We start from the raw sequence: 19,456 nt of genomic DNA, 5'->3' as shown, positions 1-19,456 counted from the left end.
TTCCGGGCATTCATTAGTTTGGTTGGTTTAAATGGGGAACATCTTTGATGGTCCCCATTTCTTTTTCAGCAGGAACTAATCCTGATGCGGCTTCAAACCAATAAGTAATAGTTTGGGTAGAGAATGTTAGGCTACTTTTACGTTCACTGCATTGATGCCTTTTTTGCCATCCTGAGTATCAAAAGTTACCTTATCATTTTCCCTGATCTGATCTTTTAATCCGCTCACGTGCACAAAAATTTGCTCACCGGTACTATCATCGATTATAAAACCAAATCCTTTGGTTTCATTAAAAAATTTTACTGTTCCTGTTTTCATTTCATTTAATTATAAAGGCCTAAGATACAGAAATTAGCGTAGTTAATTGCGGCGAAAACAGAAAGTAGTTAGAAATAATTATCCATACATCAACGTCTTCGAAAAAGGCTATTCCTTAAACCGACTTAGGGTATATGGATAGAGTGACTTACAGGTTGCGTTATTAAAGTTCATAACAAGGCACATGCATACACCAATAAGGCATGCATGTGCTTTGTGAAATTCTAGACGCATTTCGCAGCGACTATACCTGCGGTAATTTCCCGGCGCGGAGATCTTCGGTTACTGCCTTGGCTTTCTCAATATATTCCGGAACCTGCTCCTTGATTTTCTCAAAATTTGAAGTTCCTAATACATCCTTTTTGGTCAGGTACTTAATACCTTCAAATATTGCGATGCCGATAATGGCGTTTCTAATAAATCCCATAGCTTTATGTTTTCTAATGTAACCCCTCTTATCCGCGAATGTTTTAGTAATTGTATATTTTTAACGCACCAGCACGATCTTCCCGGTATGCATGCTGCGTTCAAGCGCCCGATGTGCTTCAGCAGCATCGTTAAACAAAAAGGTCTCAAAGATGACAGGCTTAAACTTCCCGGCTTCAATTAGTGGCCAGATATTTCGTTTAATCTGTGCGGTAAGTTTTTGTTTGAATGCATATTCCCTGCTCCTGAGTGTACTTCCCGTAATGGTTAAACGCTTCATCATTACTTTCCAGATATCGAGTTCAACGTGCCGGCCATTCACAGCGTTGATGTGCACCAACCTGCCTTCCGGTTTCAGGATATTGATGTTTTTACTCAGATAATCTCCGCCAACCATGTCCAGGACTACGTCAACACCCGTGTCTTTAAGTTCAGTTTCAAAATCCTGTGTTTTGTAGTTGATATATGAATCAGCGCCAAGCTCAACACAGTTCACACCTTTTTCATCCGATCCCACCGTAACCACCACCGGCGAACCAAGTGCTTTAGCCAGCTGAATAGCTGTAATGCCAATGCCACTACTCCCGCCATGAACCAACAAACGTTCACCAGGTTGAAGTGCAGCTCTTTGAAATACGTTCGACCATACTGTGTATATAGTTTCCGGCAAACTTGCAGCTTCTGCAAAGCTCAGACCTGCCGGTATTGGCAAACATTGTCCCTCACCTACGGCTACATATTCTGCATATCCGCCACCGGCCAGAAGCGCACATACCTCATCGCCTACCTGAAAGCCTTTCACGTCAGGCCCGCATGCTGTTACAATACCCGAAACTTCCAGACCAGGAATTTCAGCAGAAACTCCTGATGGAGGGGGATAATTCCCCTCGCGCTGAGCCACATCGGAACGGTTTAAACCGGCAGCTTTAACTGCAATTAATACCTGATCTCCCTCAATTGATGGTGTGGGCTCCTCACGTTCCTGCAGCACTTCAGGCCCGCCATATGCTGTAATCACTATTGCTTTCATTGCTGTTTATTTAATTGAAGTGTTTCAACACCTTAATATTCTGCCATTTCATCGTCGATATAGCAATACAACCACCTTTCCCCGGGTTCAGATGAAATAACCACAGGATGTTTGGTATTGCTACAATGGTGCGACATGTGTTGCATGGGCGACGAGTCACAACATAACGTAATGCCACAGGTTTGGCAGGTTCGCAGATGCACCCAATCGCTTCCATCTTTCACACATTGCTCACAAACCGTTTCCTTTGCAGTTTTTAATTCTTTGATAGCCACAATGTGGCTGCATACCTGGTGATGTTCCATCTTTATAATTTTGATAAATATTGGTGAACCTGGGTAACCGCCATCGCACCTTCTCCAACAGCAGAGGCGACCCTTTTTACAGAATTGAACCGTACATCTCCTGCAGCGAACGAGCCCGGTACGCTGGTCTCCAGATGATAAGGAGGCCGGTCTGCGGCCCAGCACATTTTATACTGATCCAGATTAACCAGATCATTTCCGGTATAAAGATAGCCATTCTTATCCCTGCAAATTGCCGTTTCCGAAGCCCATTCTGTATTCGGCTTTCCACCGATGCAAATAAAGAGCTTTGAAGTGTCGTGCCAGGTTTCTGTTCCCTCCTTCTTGTTTACAATTTTAATACGCTGTAAATAATCATCCCCTTCCAGTTCAGCTACTTCTGCATGGTACAACACAAAGATATTACTGATGGCTGCAATCCGTTGAATTAAATATTCGGAAAGGGTTTCTGCCAGATTCCCCTTTCTGATCACCATAAAAACACGTTTCGCAAAGCCCGAAAAATAAGTAGCGGCCTGACCGGCAGAGTTTCCGCCGCCAACGATATACAAGTCTTTATCCTGACAAAAAAAAGCTTCGCTGGCACCAGCCCCGTAATAAACACCCTTATGGAAAAACCTTTCCTCATCCGGAAGGTTCAATCGCGCATACTCTACTCCGGTTGCACAAATATTGGCTTTGGCCACCAGCTGCTCACCCGTCGCAAAATCAACGTGTATCCTATTGTTGTAGAAAGTACCTTTGATACCTTCCTTCAAAAGCAAAATTTCAACGCCAAACTTGAGGGCCTGCTGCCTTGCCCTTTCGGCTAAGTTAGCGCCAGAAATGCCTTCAGGAAAACCTAAATAATTTTCGATCAGGGAACTGGTACCCGCCTGTCCGCCTATGGCCTCACGCTCAATAAGTATGGTTTTTAATCCTTCGGATGCAGCGTAAACCGCAGCGCTTAACCCCGCCGGACCAGCACCATAAATCGACAAATCGTATTCTGTATATTTAGGTTCGGTGATCCAGCCCAGATTACAGGCAATTTCTTCAAGGCTGGGGTTTACAATGACTTTACCATCCGGAAATTCTATAACCGGATGTTTATCGGAATTATTAAAAGAGGTAATGCCCTGCCCCCATCCCAAATCATCGTGGCTAATGTCAATCCATTCGAAATCAACAACGCTCCTTTTCAAAAAATCCCTGATCGGATAGATTTCAGGAGACTCTGGTGTACCGTAAAGCTTTAATTTATTCATACCAGTTAATTACTTATTTTAAACTTTTAAGATATCCTTCTGCCTCTTTAACCGCCCCCCTGCAAATCATTTCAAGTGCTGAAATCAATTGTTCAAAATGCCTTTTATCATTTTCCGGAAATTCCAGCTGATCTAAAACCTGAACGGTTCGTTCCAAAAGTCCCATGATCGCAAGTGTAGTACGCAAACTATGGGCAATTTGTTTGATTTTTCCATAATCTTCTGCCCTGAGCGCCTGCTGCAAACTGATCATGTCTTGCGGAACCCTGTTCACGAAATGCCCGGTAACTTTCCTTTCATAAGATACGTTCCCTTTACCCATGTCTTTCATGTACGTTAAATCCAGGTAAATGAACTGTTCATTAAACAATTCATCCCCGGTATGTGGCAACGTTACTTTTTCAATAAGCGCCAGAAGTTCCTGCTCATTAACGGGTTTGGAAATGTAGTCATTCATCCCTAAAGTGATGCACTTTTCGCGCTCCCCCGACATGGCATGTGCGGTCATGGCAATAATAGGTATATCGGATTTGAGTTCCGTACGCAGGTAAATGGTGGCCGAATATCCATCCATTTCAGGCATTTGAATGTCCATCAGTATCAGGTCGAAATGACCGTCCTTTACCTGCTCTATCGCTTCTAAACCGTTTGAAGCAATGGCAAAAGAAAAGCCCCGGTAACCCAGGATGTTGGCCATTAAATCCTGATTCATCATGTTATCGTCAACGATCAGAATATGGATAGACCGTCCAATCCATTCGGGTTCAAGCACTTTGTAGCGAACCACTTCACCTTCATTGGTATTATCAGAAATGAGATATGGAATTTCAAAAGTAAAAGTTGTTCCTTTTCCGGGGCTGCTTTCCACTTCAATTGTACCCTTTTGAATTTCCAGTAAATCTTTCACAATAGATAAGCCCAAGCCTGTTCCGCCGTAATTACGCGTAATAGAATCATCGGCCTGATTGAAACGTTCAAATATCCGCTCAAGTTTCTCCGCTTTGATTCCAATGCCCTCATCTGAGACACGGAATTTCAGGGTGATGGAATTATTACCCGCCGATGAAATCGAAACAGCCGTTTTTAACAGACCTTTTTCACTGAATTTTAATGCATTCCCTAACAAATTAACCATAATCTGCGTTAACCGGGTGGCATCTCCGGTTAATGTATCCGGTACATTGTCATCTATTTGAGTCAGGTAGCCGAGGCCTTTGGATTTTATCCGCTCAGAAAAAAGTACTTCAACGGAATGCAGCAAACCACGAATGCTGAAGGGCTTGTTTACAATTCGCATCATTCCGGCTTCAATCTTCGAAATATCAAGGATATCGTTAATGATGGCCAGCAGGTTTTCTCCCGCCTGTTGTATCGAAGTAATATAATGCTGCGACTGGGACGTCACATCTTGCCTTTGCAGGAGTGTAGTAAAACCAAGTATGGAATTGAGAGGCGTTCTGATTTCATGGCTCATGTTGGCCAGAAAGTTTTCTTTAATGCCTAATGCCTGCCGGGATGTTCTTTCCGAATCGTTAAGTTGATTGATGAGGAGCGTTCTGTTTCTGAACTGGCGGGTAATAAACCAGCATAAGGCTGCTCCACTAAGCAGCAGCAATGCAATTAAAGCAATACCGTAGGCCTTTGCCTTTTGTCCGCTTTCATTTATTTTCCTCGTCAGCGCCTGCATCCGCTGCTGCCTGCTGTTGTAAATCTTGTGTGTGGTTCCCGTAATTTCGTCGGAAGTAATGCGTGCCTGCGGGTTCCCGATGGAGGTCGTATCATTCATCCTGCCGGTTTTGTGGTAAAGCTCCATTAAATGATGTTTGGTATTCACCTTCTCCTGGGCGAGAAAAGCCAAACGCTCCAGGTACCTTTTAATCGCAGGTTCCTCACTTCCATCATCCAGAGAATCCAGGTACATGCTTACAGCCTGGATTTTACTTTCAACGCCTTCAAGGTGCGTCGTATCATCGGTGGCAATTGCCGCCCTGATCCTGCTTTCCACACCTAAAATATCCCTGTCAATCTCCCGCAAGTGATTACTAGTCCGCAACTCATCTAAAAGTTCTTTGTTCCCCTCAATCAGCGTATTCATATTTCGCGATGAACTGTACTGCACCAGAATCAGTAAACCCATTGCAACCAGAAAAGCAGAAATAATCAGATAGTTGAAACTGCTGTCGGGCATCAGTGACTTATTCTTTTCCATAGTGCTAAATAATATTCATCATTCGGTTCAGGTCTTTTCTATAGCGCTCGGCAATAGGCAAAAAGTTCCCCTTGACAACCATTCCTCCTTCCTGTAAGGTATCAATGTGCTGTAGCGACACGATATACGAACGGTGAATGCGGATGAACTTGTTCTTGGAGAGCCTGTCCTCAACCGACTTTAAACGGGTATGAATGGCATAGAGCTTATTGGTGGTATGAAACTTAACGTAGTCACCCATGGCCTCTGCATATAAAATATCATCCACGCCCAGGCGGCGCACAATATTACTGTCGCGGACAAATATAAATTCATCATTAGCCAGCTCAACATGCTCTGATCTGCTGTTTAGTATGTCCCTGACTTTATCGATTGCCTTTAAAAAGCGTAGGGAAGAAAATGGCTTAATCAGGTAATCGGCAACGTTAAGATCAAAAGCCTCAAGGGCATAATCTTTATTTGAAGTGGTAAAAATAATCAGGTTTTTTTTGTTGCTGAGGTTTCTGGTAAGTTCAATACCAGTCATTCCAGGCATCTCAATATCAAGCAGAATCAGGTCGACGGGATTGCTTTGCAGGTAATTATAAGCCAGGAATGCATCTTCACAGTCGTTGAGAACTGCTAAATCGTCCACCTGACTGGCGAGCATGATCAGGTTTTCCCGTGCAATTGGATTGTCATCAACAATAATGCATGTAATTTTCTGGCCGTTTGATATCATTGAGGTTGCGGTAAATTTGATTGGTTACGATCTGAACAAAGATTAAAGCAAGAACAATACCCGTAAACAAAAACCTAACAATCAGGAACTTAAATTAAGATTACACAAATACTAGTGACGTTATTTCGTTAATTTACGTCTAGAGGAAGCCATATATCGTTGCCACTACAGCACATGTTTCTTCAACAAACCCAACCGTTTCATTTTTGAATTAAGTGTTGTGGCGGGTACGCCCAATAGCTTTGCAGCACCATTCTGCCCCGATATTTTTCCACCGCATAACTCCAGAACAGCGAAAATATGATCCCGTTCATTTTCAAAGATTGTTTTAACTCCCGCAATTGCCGGCATAGATTTGTCCGTAACACCCGGGATATTCACTTTCCGAATCATCGCACCCTGTGCCATCACGGCTTCCCTTTCAATCACGTGTTCCAGTTCACGTACATTGCCTGGCCAGCTGTAAGCCGTTAATGTGGAGATGGCTTTTTTTGAGAAACCCTGATAAGCCATTTTTGATTTTTGACTAAACCGTTCCAGAAAGAAGCACGCGAGCAATTGAATATCCGATTTTCTGCTTCTTAGTGGTGGCAGTAAAAGTGGAAAAACATTTAGCCTGTAATATAAATCCCTTCTGAAATTACCCGCTTCTACCTCCTCCAGCAGATTCCGGTTGGTAGCAGAAATGATCCGCACATCAACCGGGATGGTGCTTTTGCCTCCAACACGCTCTATTTCTTTTTCCTGTAAAACACGGAGCAGCTTCACTTGTAAATCGAGTGGCAGCTCACCCACCTCATCCAAAAAAATAGTGCCTTTATTTGCCTGTTCAAATTTCCCGATACGCCGTTCCGTAGCGCCGGTAAAACTGCCCTTTTCATGCCCGAAAAGTTCCGATTCAATTAAATTTGGCGGAATGGCAGCACAATTTACCTTAATCAGAGGTTTTTGGCTCCTGCCAGATTCCTCATGTATCGCTTTGGCGAACAGTTCTTTGCCTGTACCTGTTTCACCTAAAATCAAAACGGTGGTTTCTGATCCGGATATGCGGTTGAGCAACCGATAAACCACCTGCATTTCAGCACTCACACCCACAATTTTTGGGTGTTGATAAATTATATTTTCTTCACTGGGCATTGATGGGATAAATTCGGCAAGTGCTTCGCTCAGGCTTTCAGTCTCCCGCTCTAAATTCCTGATTTTTTCTTCATACTGCAGCAATAAGCCGCTTACATCATGGCCCTTTGAAGATCCCGAAACGTTATCTCCCTCCTGCTGGTCTGGCCTGGCAATTACAGAAAGCAATCCCGCAACGAAATCGGCAATATTGCAGCAAAATGTCAACCCTTCCCTGCTCAGTTCACAGTTATGGTTATGCAGTTCGAAAGTCCCGAGTATTTTCCCTGCATTTTCCAAGGGAATGTAACAGTGAAAGTGATATTCTGTAGGATGATTAATTAAACAATGGTTCTCTCCAAAATCATCTATCCAGTCCTGACGGGATTTAAGTACCGGAAAATCAAAACCTGCAATTTCCTGGCTAATCAATGAAAGACGTACTGGGTCGGTAATGGTTTCTATACAAGTTACTTTGCCTGCAACCGCTTCTGTAAGATATGCGTGGGTGATGTGATTTTTATCATCATTGTACAGCACGAGAGCTCCGCAATCAATGGAAAATAAAGGATGCAATTTTGAAAAGATACCAAAAAACAAATCCTTTAAACTGAAATGTTTTTCCTGCTCCGGTACCGCGCCTGCCAGCTCCTTAAAACAGGCTGAAGAACTATGCTCAACCTCGTTTTTCTTCAACTGCGCGGAATTAAAATCTGTTTCTTTATTTTTCATCTGGTTTGTTTGTGCAAACGCAGGAATTCAAACAACATGCCAGACGCGATAATCATAGCTGTAGGCATCAGCGAGCAAAAATCGCCTAAAAACTAGTCACGATATTTCGCTAAAAAACGATTTTTAAAACGAAATATAATCATGTAACTACAAGCTCAACTGTTTTAAGCTGGAGATAAGCTATCATTTTGTAACCGCTGATTCAGTAAAGTTGATTTTTTTTGAAGACGCAGCCCAGAAGATCCACAGTAAAACACAGATGGCTAAAGCAAGATCAGGATAAAAGAATGAAATAATAAAAGCAGACAGATAGGTTGGAAAACCATAAAGGTAATTGTTGCGGAGCCTGGCAATTGCAGCATTGCTGATACCCGGACGCAGAAGTTTCCTGTCGCTGCTGGCCTGCTGCCATAATAAGTTAAAAGCAATATTAATAGCCACAAACAAACCCGTGTAAATGGTTACCGAGAGCTGCCTGGATTCGGTTAAATAAAACTTGGCCAGCAAAGCACTGGGATAAGATACAAGCGAAACCAGGAACAATATAAGGCCGTTGGCAAACATAAGCCCTGTATTTCGCTTGTAAATTTGTTTAAAAATTTTGTGGTGGTTTACCCAAATAATGAAGATACTGAAAAAGGAAATGATGAAGGCGATATAGCCTGGCCACTGAAGTTTCAATGCTTCAAGCAGTTTTACGGGATGTTCTCCGTCCATCGATTCAGGAATATGTAAATCCAGCACCAGGAGTGTAACGGCGATCGAAAAAACACCGTCACTAAACGCTTCTATCCTTCCTGTTTCCTTTTCCATCACCACATTAATCTTTGAAAATCAATTTATTTACCTGCGCAATTTCTGCGTGGCTAATCGTATGGCCCATGTTTTCGTAGATGATCTCCGTTACATTTGCACCCATACCTTCAAGTAAAACGGTCGACTCCTTAACCCGTGAAACAGGAACATGTACATCAGGATCACTGCTTCCGATAAAAACCGGTGTCCCGTCAAATTCGCCGTGGTAATTACGATGATCCAGCTGTGCACCGATCACACCTCCCGTAAATGCAACAATGCCCCCGTATCCGGCGGCGTTCGCTGCAACATAATCAAGGGTTAAGCAGGCACCTTGTGAAAAGCCTAGGAAATAAATTTGCGCTTTAGCAAAACCCTTACTTTCAAGATACAACACGGTATCGTTTATTGTCCTTAATGCATTCGAGAGTGCCGGTTCATTCTCTTCCCTTGGCGCTAAAAATGAATACGGATACCAGCTGTTCCCATCAGCCTGGGGCGCAACTAGTGCATACCCCGAAACATTCAAATGTGCTGCCATCGACAAGATATCTTCAGCCGTTCCTCCACGCCCATGGATCATAATCAATACCTTTTCAGCCTGATCTAAGCTTTTTCCTGATTCTATGATATTTTTCATGATTATTCTTCATTTATTTTGTTCCAGATATCCCGGTATAAATCCTCATGTCGCTTAAATTGAATATGCACATAAGGACACATTGGGATTACCATCAATTTATTTTCACGCACATACGCAACCATTGCATCAAGCAACAATTTTGCATAGCCCTTTCCTTCTTTCGAAGGATCTACCTCGGTATGATAAACCGTTAAGTTAGCTCCATTGATATCGAAAATCATCTCACCAACTTTTCCATCCTCATCGTAAACATCAAATGAACTCGGTTCACCTGCCTGAATATTTAATTTGATCTCTGCCATTTCTTCTAGATTAATTTTGGAAGTAATTTATCTAAATCTTCGCGTAAATGCTCATGCTGATGCGGAAGTTTCAGGTGGCTACCCAATTCACTCAAAGGTTCATCCACAGTAAAACCAGGATTTTCGGTGGCAATCTCAAATAATACACCTCCTGGCTCACGAAAGTATAGTGAGTAGAAATAATCACGGTCTATCTTCGGTGTAATCTGCAGGTTCTTACTCAAAATCTGCTCCCTCAGTTCCATTTGAATATCCTCATTTTTAACACGGAAAGCAACATGGTGATTGGTACCCGCAGCATTTCTGCCGCGGATGCCTGAAGGAACTTCCAGTAAATCCACAACAGCAGCGTTTTCCACAGTATCGGTTATAAAACGGTAACGGTTCCCTTCCTGCGCAAGCAGCCTGTAGCCAAACAGGTCTGTCAGCACTTTTGCCGTTTCATCAATACTTTGTAAAGTAAGGGTGGTACTGTGAAATCCTCTGGTAGCTGTATCTTTTTTGATATCATTGGTTTCCCATGGAGATCTGCTGTCTGCGTTTGCTGGTACTATCAAACTCAATGATAATCCGTCCGGATCTTTAAATGCAAGGACCTGTTCGCCAAACCGCTCTGTAATTTCTTTGGTTTTAATTTTCGCGGCTCCAAAGCGCCCTAACCAGAACTCATGGCTTCCTGCGGGTACCGAATAACCAATCTCCGTAGCCATACCAACACCTTCTGTTCCGGGTCCAATACCATCCCAGGGGAAAAAAGTAAGTATGGTCCCTGCCGAGCCGGTCTCGTCGCCATAGTACAGGTGATAAGTTCCCGGATCATCAAAATTGACAGTTTTTTTAACCAGCCTTAAGCCCATTGTTTTAGTGTAAAAATCGAAATTCTGCTGTGCATTTCCTGCTATCGCAGTAATGTGGTGCAATCCTAAAATATTATTGTTCATTTCTTCTAAATTTATTGTTGATTATTATTTAACTATGCTTCCGAATTGTAACTTACGGCTTCTACCGCCATTTCATTTTGCCTGGTAAAAGAGATCTCCAGCGTCAGTCCGTCATCACGCTTCATTTCAAATTTCCCGTTGAGCTGATCGGTAAGTCCGTTCATCAAACTCATCCCCAGCGACTCTGTATCATCCGGATCAAAATCAATGGGCAAACCTATGCCGTCGTCCGCAATACTGAGCCTGCAGCCATTGTTTTCCATTGCCACAAACTGAATCTTTACTATTCCCGTTCTTAAACCCGGAAAAGCATATTTAATGGCATTGCTAATGGCTTCATTTAAAATTAAACCCAGTGGAACGGCCTGAGCAACATCCAGTTTCAGTTCATCAGTAACCAGTTCAAACCTGATTTTCTTTTCTGTTCCAAAACATTCAATCATGTATTCCACCAATTCTTTGATATACCATTTCATATCAATTTCCGCCAGGTTATCAGACTGGTACAGCTTCTGGTGGATGAGCGACATGGCATGCATGCGGTTCTGGCTGTTTCTGATTGCCACTAAGGCATCTTCATTGTCTAAATAGGCCGACTGCGTATTCAGCAGACTAATCACGATCTGCAGGTTATTCTTTACCCGGTGATGAATTTCCCGGAGAAGCCACTCTTTTTCTCCGACAATTTTCCTGAGCAACTCATTTTGTGCATTGATTTCGGTTTGTTTTTGTTCTAAAATTGTATTGCTACGTTTCTTCAGGCGGTAACGGTTGTATATTAAACCGGCAAACAAAAATGCAACTAAAATACCGGCAACAAAAATATAGCGCACCCGTTCTTCATTTCCTATTCTCACCAGCTGCAATTGGTTTTTCTGATGCAGCAACGCAATGTCTTTATTTTTTTGCTCAGTCTCATATTCGATTTCCAGGCCTGAAATTTGTTTGTTCTTTTCATTGTTCCAGATCGAATCTGTAAGCCGTTTGTAGGTTTTGTAATGCGCAATAGCCGACCAGGGTTTGTTTAAAGCAGAATCAACATTGAACCATAGCCGGTGTAACTGCGCCAGTGCAAGTAAATTTTTCTGTTGCAGGCTTTGCTGTTCGTGCGCTTTTAAATAATTTTCGGCGGCTGTAAAATTCTGATCATGAATCAGTTTTCGGATGATACTGCGATACAGATAAATCTGGTTAGGATCATCTTTAGGTAAATCATGATGAAACTGAAGCAGGGTATTGAAATACGGTGCGGCCTCCTGATATTTCTCAATATCATAGTAACTATTAAATAAGAGGTAAGGAATTCTTACCTTCATCTGTATATCTGTAGGTGGATATTTCAGCTCCATTTCCTTCAATGCGCTGATCCCTTCTTCAAACCGCTTCATCCTCACCAGCAGGCTCGCCAGATTTGCAATCACCGTTTGCAGGTATCCGGCATCCTGATAGCGCGCCGCAATTGCCCTGGCTTTAGTCCAGTATTCAAGCGTTTTCTCATCATTGCGGAGATAGTAGTAAGTTAAGCCCAGATGGTTGGCGATCGAGCTTCTTTGTAAACTTGTATCGGCAAGTCGCTCAGCAGTTTTGTCTGCAAGCAGCCCGTATTTCAAAGCGCTGGAGTAATTCCCTAAACCTACGTTAATGATGCACATATTGTTGTAAACGCCCTGCAATTCGGCATAGCCAAAAGATTTATACACCGCCAATGCCGAATCCATGAGCTTAATGGCATAATCGGGCTGCCCTTTAATATTATAATAATCGCCGAGGTTTTTGAGTGAGTTTCCTTCCTCCAGTCTGTTACCCGTTTGGCGATACAGCGAACGGGCTTTTTCGTTGTAGCCGATTTTCGTTTCCAGTTCTATACCCTCATTGCTAAACAAATCACCCATAGCCACATAGGCTTCCGCCAGTCGGTCTTTCAGGCCTTCCGTTTGAGCAAAAACAATCGCTTGTTCAAACTCCTTTTTACTTAAAGCTTTACTCCCCATTTCCCTTAGAATATTGCCCTTCAGAATCATGGATTTCGCCACCCCTTTTGGATACTCAATTTTCCTGGCCAGCTGAATGGACTGTTGCTGCAACCCCATAGCCTTTTGTAAATCGGCTTTGATCTCCCCGGGAAGATTAAGATAATAAGCGCCAAGGTCAATTGATAAATCAGCCTTTTTTTCAGTCTGCCCCAGTTGCCGGAATTTGATTCCTGCAGCCTCAGCTTCTGCTTTTGTTCTAATGCCCTGTCCTTTTGCAAGAACAGGGCTGATTAGTGTAAAAATAACGATCAGAAACCTGAGGTTGACCATCAAAATAAGCTTCGTGTTATGGATGTTTCGCATATTAGGATTTGATCTCTGGAGATGAAGAAGCTTTGGTACTGTAGTAGCAAATAATCATCGCTACACCAGGCAGCACAATCCCAACCAGGCCAAAAAGCTGCCCCATCCATGCCCCAAGTAAACAACCCAGTAAAAACCCTCCCAGAGTAATTAAGCATTTATTGATCCCGGAATAGAAGCCGGCATCTTTAAAACCCGAATTCCAGAACGATCTGATATCGAGCGCAAACTGTGTTACATTCCCGGTCATCATGGTGGTCGGACCAAAAGTCTCTTTCGCAAACAACTTCCCGAATGCATTTTGCAGGCCCATGGCAAAAACAACAATGATCGTAACCAGATACATCGGCCAGGTGATTTCCCCGTTCTCTATATAGCCAAGTGAATAAGCCATCACACCGGCAACCAGCAAAATAATCCCCTCACATAAAAGCAAAAAATGCCTGTTCGAAAACCTCGCCGAGATCCAGCCACCAGTCATTACCGCGAGCATAAAGATGGGAAAAGTCAGCAGCTTAATCCAGCTGTCACCATCAACACTTTTGATCATCTGATAGGCGAACACAATAAAGTTTCCGGTAACATGCGCCGAAAAGATTTTATCTGCTGCAACAAAGGTAATCGCATCACAATAGCCTGCAATAATGGTTAATATAAAGGTTACAAACCAGATATTTTGCGCTTTTTCTTCCATTTCAATCTATGATAAATGTGCCCTGAGCATCCAGGCCATCGTTTCGTGTGTTTCCATTAAGCCTGTGATGTAATCGCTTGTCCCCGCGTCTTTCAATGCGCCGGCATAGTTATCGATGTTTTCCCTCAGGTGAATGAGAATACTCTCGTGATCGGCAAGCAAGATTTTGATGTAGGTTGTGGAATCATTTTTACCGCGGTCATCTTCAGTTAAATGTGTCAATTCAAGGAATTGCTTAAGCGACGCCGGGGCATAATGACCCAGCTTACGGATACGTTCTGCTACCTCATCCACAATGTCTTCCAGTTGCGTGTATTGCGCTTCAAAAAATTTGTGTTTGTTGTAAAAGTCTGGTCCTTCCACATTCCAGTGTGCCTTTCGTGTTTTAGTGTATAAAACGTATTCATCAGCAAGAATTTTGCTTAGTGAATGTGCAACCTCAGCAAGGTGATCTGCACTGATGCCAATTTTAGCTTCCATAATTTTTGTGATTTAATATTGATGTGTTAATTAAAAAAAGTGTTGAATAAATAATGATCTAAGGAGTAGGTACCGGGACCTGTAGCCCACAAAAAAAGCATAGCAAGGGTGTACATATAGGGCACATCCCTTACCTCAACTGAATCTTTCCGGTGCACCACAAAATAACCTATTGCGGTTACACCAATCGAGGGGAGCAAAAAAAGCCGGGTTCCCAGGCCAAAGGCAACCAGAAACGGCACCACCGTATCAGAAAAGGTTGCCACCAGGCCGTTCAGCTTATCAGGCAAACCTAAAGGATTTGGAACATGCTCTTTCTCTCCGTTTTGAACGCGGAACTTTTTCATTCCGTGTACCCTGAAGAGCTCAAGCATCAGCAATACCCTGAATGAAAGTACCGCCCAGTTATTCAGGTCTGATCCTAAATCAGAATAAAGCAGGTATTTGATGATAGTTTCCATATGTTAAAAAGCAAAGCATGAGCACCCCAATGCACCCCAGAATGCGGTGTAATTATTTACAGGCAGGTTACTGGTTCTCACCGCATCGTGCCGATGCTGATGAACATTGCAGCTGCCCGCACACGAATGTACCATCGCTAAAACCGATGCCCCGTTCGCGCCTGCAGCTTTTCCTTGCGCACTGCCTGTGTGTGTTGCCGGAGAATAATAACCGTTATAGCTGTTTGTAGGCGACCAGTCTGGAAGAATCGGAATTTTGGGTGGCGAAAATGAAGAAAAGTCGCCTTTCGCGTACACAATTTTGCCATCAACGACTGTCATATCTGACTCAATGCTTTTAATCTGCTCATCAGAAACCTCAAAATAATCCTGGCTTAAAACCGCTAAGTCAGCAAGCATCCCCACCTCAATATCGCCCTTCTTTTGTTGTTCATTGGAAAACCAGGCACTGCCTCTGGTGTAAAGTTCTAAAGCTGTGGCTCTGCTCAAAACGGTTTCCTCATTGTAGATTTTCAATCCGCCAACAGTTTTACCTGCCGTTAACCAGAACATGGAAACCCATGGATTATAGCTGCTTACCCTGGTGGCATCAGAACCGCCGCCCACAGGCACTTCCATTTCCAGCATTTTTTTAATGGGTGGGGTTTGCAGTGCAGCTTTGGCTCCATAACGCTCGGTAAAATATTCACCCTGATAGGCCATCCTGCTTTGAATGGCAATTCCGCCCCCCAGTGCTTTTACGCGTTCAATGTTGCGCTCGTCAATGGTTTCCGCATGATCGAAAATCCAGGGCAGGCCTGCAAAAGGGATATCGCGGTTAATTTTCTCAAAAACATTCAGAAACCGGCCGATGCTTTCATTGTAAGTGGCATGTAACCTGAAGGGCCATCTTTTTTCAACCAGCAAACGCACTACGCGCTCCAGCTCCGGTTCCATATTATCGGCAAGATCCGGCCGGGGCTGAAGGAAATCTTCGAAATCCGCCGCCGAAAAAACCAGCATTTCTCCTGCCCCATTGTGCCGGTACATATCATCACCCTGATAAAGCTGCACCGTATCGGTCCAGTGATCAAAATCTTCAAATTCCTGTTTTGGCCTTTGGGTAAATAAATTGTACGCAATGCGAACTGTAAGTTGCTGCTGTGCATTTAACTCATCAACAACTTTATAGTCATCAGGAAAGTTTTGAAATCCTCCACCGGCATCGATTACGCTTGTAATACCAAAACGGTTCAATTCAGTCATGAAATGACGGGTAGAGTTAACCTGATGCTCGTGGGAAAGCTTCGGTCCTTTGGCCAGGGTAGAATATAATATCATGGCATTCGGACTCGCAATAATCAGCCCCGTAGGTTCTCCGTTAGCGTCTCGCTGGATCTCCCCGCCCGGAGGCGCCGGCGTGTCTTTGGTATAACCAACCGCTTTCAGGGCAGCACGGTTCATAAAAGCCCGGTCGTACAGGTGTAAGATGAACACCGGTGTATCTGGTGCAATCGCATTAATTTCTTCCAGAGTAGGCATTCGTCTTTCAGCGAACTGGAATTCCGACCAGCCCCCTACCACACGTACCCATTGGGGCGATGGTGTAACATCAACCTGCTCTTTTAACATACGCAAAGCATCAGCCAGTGAAGGCACGCCGTCCCAGCGCAACTCCAGGTTAAAATTCAATCCCCCGCGAATCAGGTGGATATGCGAATCATTAATTCCCGGAACTACCCTTTTTTTCTTCAGGTCTACAAGTTTCGTATTGGAGCCTGAAAAAGCCATTACATCCGCATCATTACCAATGGCAACAAATTTTCCATCCTTTATGGCAACGGCGGTTATTTCTTCTTTTTGCCTGGCAATGGTATGTATTTTACCATTGAACAAAATCATATCTGCACCCATTATATATCGGTTTTTATTGATTAATTTTTGATAGCTGAAATAGCTTCCTGTATGCCTTCGCCCGCTGTGGTGAAAAATGCAGGTCCCGCCAGCAGGATTACTTTTGATATGGGTTTAACCTGTACCATCTGTTTTTCTTTCAGCCAAAGCTGTGCACGGTAAGCCTCGAAAATCCCCTTTACCACGTTTCCGGCAACCAGGGCGGTTGGCGAGTCAATTCCCGCATCTTTAAGGTCGCTTGCGAAAGAAAAACTGGTAACGCCCAGTTTCAAAGCTTCCCGCATGGCCACACTCCCGATGCCCGTCATCAGCTCAGGTGTGAATTTATTTCTGTCGCCCAGGCCAATTAACAGCAGTCGTTTACCGCCTATGGTACCTTTTGGCGGCGTAAGCAATAAGGTTTCATTGGCATGCCCCTGAAATTTGCCGCCCTTGCGGATTTCGGTTAGCAAACCTTTCATATCCTGATCCAGGTGAACCAGACCATTTAATGCCGGTGGAAGTGCCGGTGGAGATTTGAAAATATCTCCCTCAGTATACTCGAAAACACAGGCCACCTGTAAGTCGCTTACCTGTGCCGATGGGCCCTGAACTACGCCTTCGATGGCAATCCCGTCAACCATTCCCCAAACTTTGGCAGTACCAATGGCGGTTGTTGCCTGTGCAAATGCCGGTGTTGTTGTAACTGAAACAAAAAATATAACTACCGCTATCCTGAGCTGTTGGATAAGGGGGCTTGATGGTAAAGTGGTCTTGTTTTTCATATTTTTTAATGGTTAAAATTTGTATGATACCTGTGCGTTAAAGAATTTTGAATTGTCCCAAACCGGAACAATGTCTTTGATAAAATCGCCAATCTTAAAATATTGTCCTCCAACACTAAAGGAAAGGTGATCGTTATATTTATAATCTGCACTGAGCAGATAGGTGGTTCCAATAAAGCGGTGAGGAGAAAGTGACCCGCCAGTATTAAAGTTCCCTCCCGGACGATAAATTCCATCGTTTAACGAATATCGCCAGTTGAAAACAACGTCAGCCTGAACAGTCAGCCGTTCCGTCGGATTGAGCGTAAAATATGGATGTAAATCGATCAGATTAGATGGCCCGATCAGGGGGTTGAAGCCAAAATAACCGCCTTTTGGATACAATGGATTAAAAGTCTGCAATATGCCATCCCCTGCTTTTCGGTCACCTGAAATATAATCGTTCCTCAGATTAAGCGTAGGTTTAAACCTGCTTTTCTCAAAAGTGTAGCCCAGTTCAATGGCCATTGTCCAGGCATTGATCGCGCCATTACCGAATTTACCAAACTGATAAGCGGCTTCGAGATTATAAATGAAACCACCTCCGCTTTTCCAGTAACGCGTGGCAAGGGTATGCCTGAGCTCTTTTGCAATACCTTCTTCAAACTCCACATCATCCCGCCGGATGCCCAGATAATAAAAGTCGAAGTTTCCGCCTTTCTGGATGTTGAGGTTTGAATAAGCACCCCAGAGATTGGCCTGATGGCTGGGACGGTTATCAAATACGCCAAAACTAACTTCATCAGCTTCCAGCACAAAGGCATCTAGTGTAAAGCGCGGCCGGGCATACATCAGTTTTGCCCCGGTAAAATATTGCCTTACTGTTGTTCCTTCCCTAACCGAGATTAACCTGCCTGAACCATAATTAATTTCCTGCCTGCCGATTCTGATTGCCAGCTTATTCAAAGAATCCCTGATTATTCTGAACTCTCCAAAAAGGTTTTGTATCGCCAGCTGGTCTTCATCTACCGGCGATGGCCCATACTTGCTCCCATTCTCCAGCGCACTGTTAACCTGGGCGAAAAACCGAAGCCTCTTTCCGATATTCAAATCCGTATAAAACGAGTAGCGTTGTAAGAAAGAATAATTGAAACCCTGATCCTTAATCCAGTCTTCGTTAATCCTGCCTCCAATCTCCTCCCGTATTTCTCCCCCAAACGTGAAATAAACTTTTTTACTGGCTGAAAGTGGCAGAAACTTTAGTGTGTTGTATAAGTTTCTGCCCGAATCTTTCAGATTGCTGTAATCCTCATCATAGCGCATCAGCCTGATGCCCTGACCAAAGGCCGTTGCTGTAAATAAGCAACAAAACAAAGCCATGGTCACTGCCAAATGGGGATACGTAATTCTCATCTTAATCCAGTCTGAGATTTAGTGTTTGATCATTTGATGTGCGTACTGGATTCCAATTCCATAACCGGCACCATATTTTTTCATCAGATTGGTTACAGGAACATAAGTTTCAGTTCTTGCCCAGTCTCTTTGTAGCTCAAGTATATACTGAACTGAAGTAACTGGTTTTACCCCCGCATGCACCATTCGCTGTATGGCTCTTTCGTGGGCCTCATTACTCACATCACCGCAGGCATCAGTAATTACAAATACATCATAACCTTCCGACATTGCAGATAAAGCCGGACCCACGATACACACGCCTGTCCACAAACCCGCCAGAACCAGTTTTTTCTTTCCTGTGCCTGTAATGGCTTTATAAGCTGGTTCATCTTCCCAGGTATTCATAGAAGTTCTATCGATGTAACCTGAAGTAGCCTGAGGATAAAATTCTTCAATTTCAGGAAATACAGGGCCCGCAAACGACTCTTCAGCTACTGTAGTAACAATAGTTGGCACATTGAAAATTTTAGATGCGCCACAAATAATAGCCACATTGGTACGTAATTCGGTAATGGAAATACTTTTTGTAGCAAAAGCCATTTGACCTTCAAAATCGATTAGTACTAATGCGTGATTTTCCGGAGATAATAAGTCTGGTGATGGTTTCAT

General features: G+C 43.5%; 20 protein-coding genes. All 20 read right to left on the bottom strand.

Features of this window, described 5'->3' with window-relative positions; all coding sequences use genetic code 11:
• Positions 1–126: 126 nt before the first annotated feature.
• A complete protein-coding gene (locus tag AC570I_RS16235) occupies positions 127–318 on the bottom strand; it encodes a cold-shock protein (protein WP_047800586.1) in 192 nt (63 codons plus the stop codon).
• Positions 319–562: 244 nt separating this feature from the next.
• Positions 563–745, bottom strand: a complete 183-nt coding sequence (locus AC570I_RS16230) for a hypothetical protein (RefSeq protein WP_047800587.1) — start codon at positions 743–745, stop codon at positions 563–565.
• Between the two features lie 60 nt (positions 746–805).
• Positions 806–1,774, bottom strand: a complete 969-nt coding sequence (locus tag AC570I_RS16225) for an NAD(P)H-quinone oxidoreductase (RefSeq protein ID WP_497406296.1) — start codon at positions 1,772–1,774, stop codon at positions 806–808.
• Positions 1,775–1,806: 32 nt separating this feature from the next.
• Positions 1,807–2,079, bottom strand: coding sequence for a UBP-type zinc finger domain-containing protein (locus tag AC570I_RS16220; RefSeq protein WP_082120718.1), 273 nt, complete (start codon positions 2,077–2,079; stop codon positions 1,807–1,809).
• 2 nt (positions 2,080–2,081) lie between these two features.
• Positions 2,082–3,326: an FAD-dependent oxidoreductase gene (locus AC570I_RS16215; protein WP_497406295.1), complete on the bottom strand. Its 1,245-nt coding sequence runs from the start codon at positions 3,324–3,326 to the stop codon at positions 2,082–2,084.
• Positions 3,327–3,339: 13 nt separating this feature from the next.
• Positions 3,340–5,535, bottom strand: coding sequence for a hybrid sensor histidine kinase/response regulator (locus AC570I_RS16210; protein ID WP_497406294.1), 2,196 nt, complete (start codon positions 5,533–5,535; stop codon positions 3,340–3,342).
• 4 nt (positions 5,536–5,539) lie between these two features.
• Positions 5,540–6,256 (bottom strand): LytR/AlgR family response regulator transcription factor, encoded by a 717-nt coding sequence (locus AC570I_RS16205; RefSeq protein ID WP_497406293.1) that lies wholly within the window; start codon positions 6,254–6,256, stop codon positions 5,540–5,542.
• 165 nt (positions 6,257–6,421) lie between these two features.
• A complete protein-coding gene (locus tag AC570I_RS16200; protein ID WP_497406292.1) occupies positions 6,422–8,104 on the bottom strand; it encodes a sigma-54 interaction domain-containing protein in 1,683 nt (560 codons plus the stop codon).
• A gap of 183 nt (positions 8,105–8,287) precedes the next feature.
• Entirely contained in the window at positions 8,288–8,917 is a 630-nt protein-coding gene (locus AC570I_RS16195) for a TMEM175 family protein (RefSeq protein ID WP_497406291.1), read from the bottom strand.
• A gap of 7 nt (positions 8,918–8,924) precedes the next feature.
• Complete coding sequence (locus AC570I_RS16190) at positions 8,925–9,539, bottom strand: alpha/beta hydrolase (protein WP_497406290.1); 615 nt, start codon at positions 9,537–9,539, stop codon at positions 8,925–8,927.
• A 2-nt stretch (positions 9,540–9,541) separates the two neighbouring features.
• Positions 9,542–9,844 (bottom strand): GNAT family N-acetyltransferase, encoded by a 303-nt coding sequence (locus tag AC570I_RS16185; RefSeq protein WP_497406289.1) that lies wholly within the window; start codon positions 9,842–9,844, stop codon positions 9,542–9,544.
• 5 nt (positions 9,845–9,849) lie between these two features.
• Positions 9,850–10,785, bottom strand: coding sequence for a ring-cleaving dioxygenase (locus tag AC570I_RS16180; protein WP_497406288.1), 936 nt, complete (start codon positions 10,783–10,785; stop codon positions 9,850–9,852).
• A 32-nt stretch (positions 10,786–10,817) separates the two neighbouring features.
• Positions 10,818–13,121 carry a histidine kinase dimerization/phosphoacceptor domain -containing protein gene (locus tag AC570I_RS16175; protein WP_497406287.1) on the bottom strand — a complete coding sequence of 768 codons (2,304 nt, stop codon included), beginning with the start codon at positions 13,119–13,121 and terminating at the stop codon, positions 10,818–10,820.
• A 1-nt stretch (position 13,122) separates the two neighbouring features.
• Positions 13,123–13,815 carry a YoaK family protein gene (locus AC570I_RS16170; protein WP_497406286.1) on the bottom strand — a complete coding sequence of 231 codons (693 nt, stop codon included), beginning with the start codon at positions 13,813–13,815 and terminating at the stop codon, positions 13,123–13,125.
• A 6-nt stretch (positions 13,816–13,821) separates the two neighbouring features.
• On the bottom strand, positions 13,822–14,295 hold the full coding sequence (locus tag AC570I_RS16165) for a Dps family protein (RefSeq protein ID WP_047800597.1): 474 nt from the start codon (positions 14,293–14,295) through the stop codon (positions 13,822–13,824).
• Between the two features lie 26 nt (positions 14,296–14,321).
• A complete protein-coding gene (locus tag AC570I_RS16160; RefSeq protein ID WP_497406285.1) occupies positions 14,322–14,756 on the bottom strand; it encodes a DoxX family protein in 435 nt (144 codons plus the stop codon).
• 3 nt (positions 14,757–14,759) lie between these two features.
• Complete coding sequence (locus AC570I_RS16155) at positions 14,760–16,649, bottom strand: amidohydrolase (RefSeq protein WP_497406284.1); 1,890 nt, start codon at positions 16,647–16,649, stop codon at positions 14,760–14,762.
• A gap of 20 nt (positions 16,650–16,669) precedes the next feature.
• Positions 16,670–17,413, bottom strand: a complete 744-nt coding sequence (locus tag AC570I_RS16150) for a M17 family peptidase N-terminal domain-containing protein (RefSeq protein WP_497406283.1) — start codon at positions 17,411–17,413, stop codon at positions 16,670–16,672.
• Positions 17,414–17,425: 12 nt separating this feature from the next.
• Entirely contained in the window at positions 17,426–18,805 is a 1,380-nt protein-coding gene (locus tag AC570I_RS16145; protein WP_497406282.1) for an alginate export family protein, read from the bottom strand.
• Positions 18,806–18,823: 18 nt separating this feature from the next.
• Positions 18,824–19,456: a hydrolase gene (locus AC570I_RS16140; protein ID WP_497406281.1), complete on the bottom strand. Its 633-nt coding sequence runs from the start codon at positions 19,454–19,456 to the stop codon at positions 18,824–18,826.

Source organism: Pedobacter sp. A2324 (assembly GCF_059693705.1).
This window is presented reverse-complemented; position numbering and strand designations above follow the sequence as displayed.

What these genes read in the sequence shown, in the direction of transcription:
- AC570I_RS16185 (WP_497406289.1), bottom strand. Translation starts at nt 9,844, where the DNA reads ATGGCAGAGATCAAATTAAATATTCAGGCAGGTGAACCGAGTTCATTT.
- AC570I_RS16180 (WP_497406288.1), bottom strand. Translation starts at nt 10,785, where the DNA reads ATGAACAATAATATTTTAGGATTGCACCACATTACTGCGATAGCAGGA.
- AC570I_RS16210 (WP_497406294.1), bottom strand. Translation starts at nt 5,535, where the DNA reads ATGGAAAAGAATAAGTCACTGATGCCCGACAGCAGTTTCAACTATCTG.
- AC570I_RS16230 (WP_047800587.1), bottom strand. Translation starts at nt 745, where the DNA reads ATGGGATTTATTAGAAACGCCATTATCGGCATCGCAATATTTGAAGGT.
- AC570I_RS16160 (WP_497406285.1), bottom strand. Translation starts at nt 14,756, where the DNA reads ATGGAAACTATCATCAAATACCTGCTTTATTCTGATTTAGGATCAGAC.
- AC570I_RS16145 (WP_497406282.1), bottom strand. Translation starts at nt 18,805, where the DNA reads ATGAGAATTACGTATCCCCATTTGGCAGTGACCATGGCTTTGTTTTGT.
- AC570I_RS16175 (WP_497406287.1), bottom strand. Translation starts at nt 13,121, where the DNA reads ATGCGAAACATCCATAACACGAAGCTTATTTTGATGGTCAACCTCAGG.
- AC570I_RS16215 (WP_497406295.1), bottom strand. Translation starts at nt 3,326, where the DNA reads ATGAATAAATTAAAGCTTTACGGTACACCAGAGTCTCCTGAAATCTAT.
- AC570I_RS16140 (WP_497406281.1), bottom strand. Translation starts at nt 19,456, where the DNA reads ATGAAACCATCACCAGACTTATTATCTCCGGAAAATCACGCATTAGTA.
- AC570I_RS16235 (WP_047800586.1), bottom strand. Translation starts at nt 318, where the DNA reads ATGAAAACAGGAACAGTAAAATTTTTTAATGAAACCAAAGGATTTGGT.
- AC570I_RS16170 (WP_497406286.1), bottom strand. Translation starts at nt 13,815, where the DNA reads ATGGAAGAAAAAGCGCAAAATATCTGGTTTGTAACCTTTATATTAACC.
- AC570I_RS16165 (WP_047800597.1), bottom strand. Translation starts at nt 14,295, where the DNA reads ATGGAAGCTAAAATTGGCATCAGTGCAGATCACCTTGCTGAGGTTGCA.
- AC570I_RS16195 (WP_497406291.1), bottom strand. Translation starts at nt 8,917, where the DNA reads ATGGAAAAGGAAACAGGAAGGATAGAAGCGTTTAGTGACGGTGTTTTT.
- AC570I_RS16225 (WP_497406296.1), bottom strand. Translation starts at nt 1,774, where the DNA reads ATGAAAGCAATAGTGATTACAGCATATGGCGGGCCTGAAGTGCTGCAG.
- AC570I_RS16150 (WP_497406283.1), bottom strand. Translation starts at nt 17,413, where the DNA reads ATGAAAAACAAGACCACTTTACCATCAAGCCCCCTTATCCAACAGCTC.
- AC570I_RS16190 (WP_497406290.1), bottom strand. Translation starts at nt 9,539, where the DNA reads ATGAAAAATATCATAGAATCAGGAAAAAGCTTAGATCAGGCTGAAAAG.
- AC570I_RS16205 (WP_497406293.1), bottom strand. Translation starts at nt 6,256, where the DNA reads ATGATATCAAACGGCCAGAAAATTACATGCATTATTGTTGATGACAAT.
- AC570I_RS16200 (WP_497406292.1), bottom strand. Translation starts at nt 8,104, where the DNA reads ATGAAAAATAAAGAAACAGATTTTAATTCCGCGCAGTTGAAGAAAAAC.
- AC570I_RS16220 (WP_082120718.1), bottom strand. Translation starts at nt 2,079, where the DNA reads ATGGAACATCACCAGGTATGCAGCCACATTGTGGCTATCAAAGAATTA.
- AC570I_RS16155 (WP_497406284.1), bottom strand. Translation starts at nt 16,649, where the DNA reads ATGGGTGCAGATATGATTTTGTTCAATGGTAAAATACATACCATTGCC.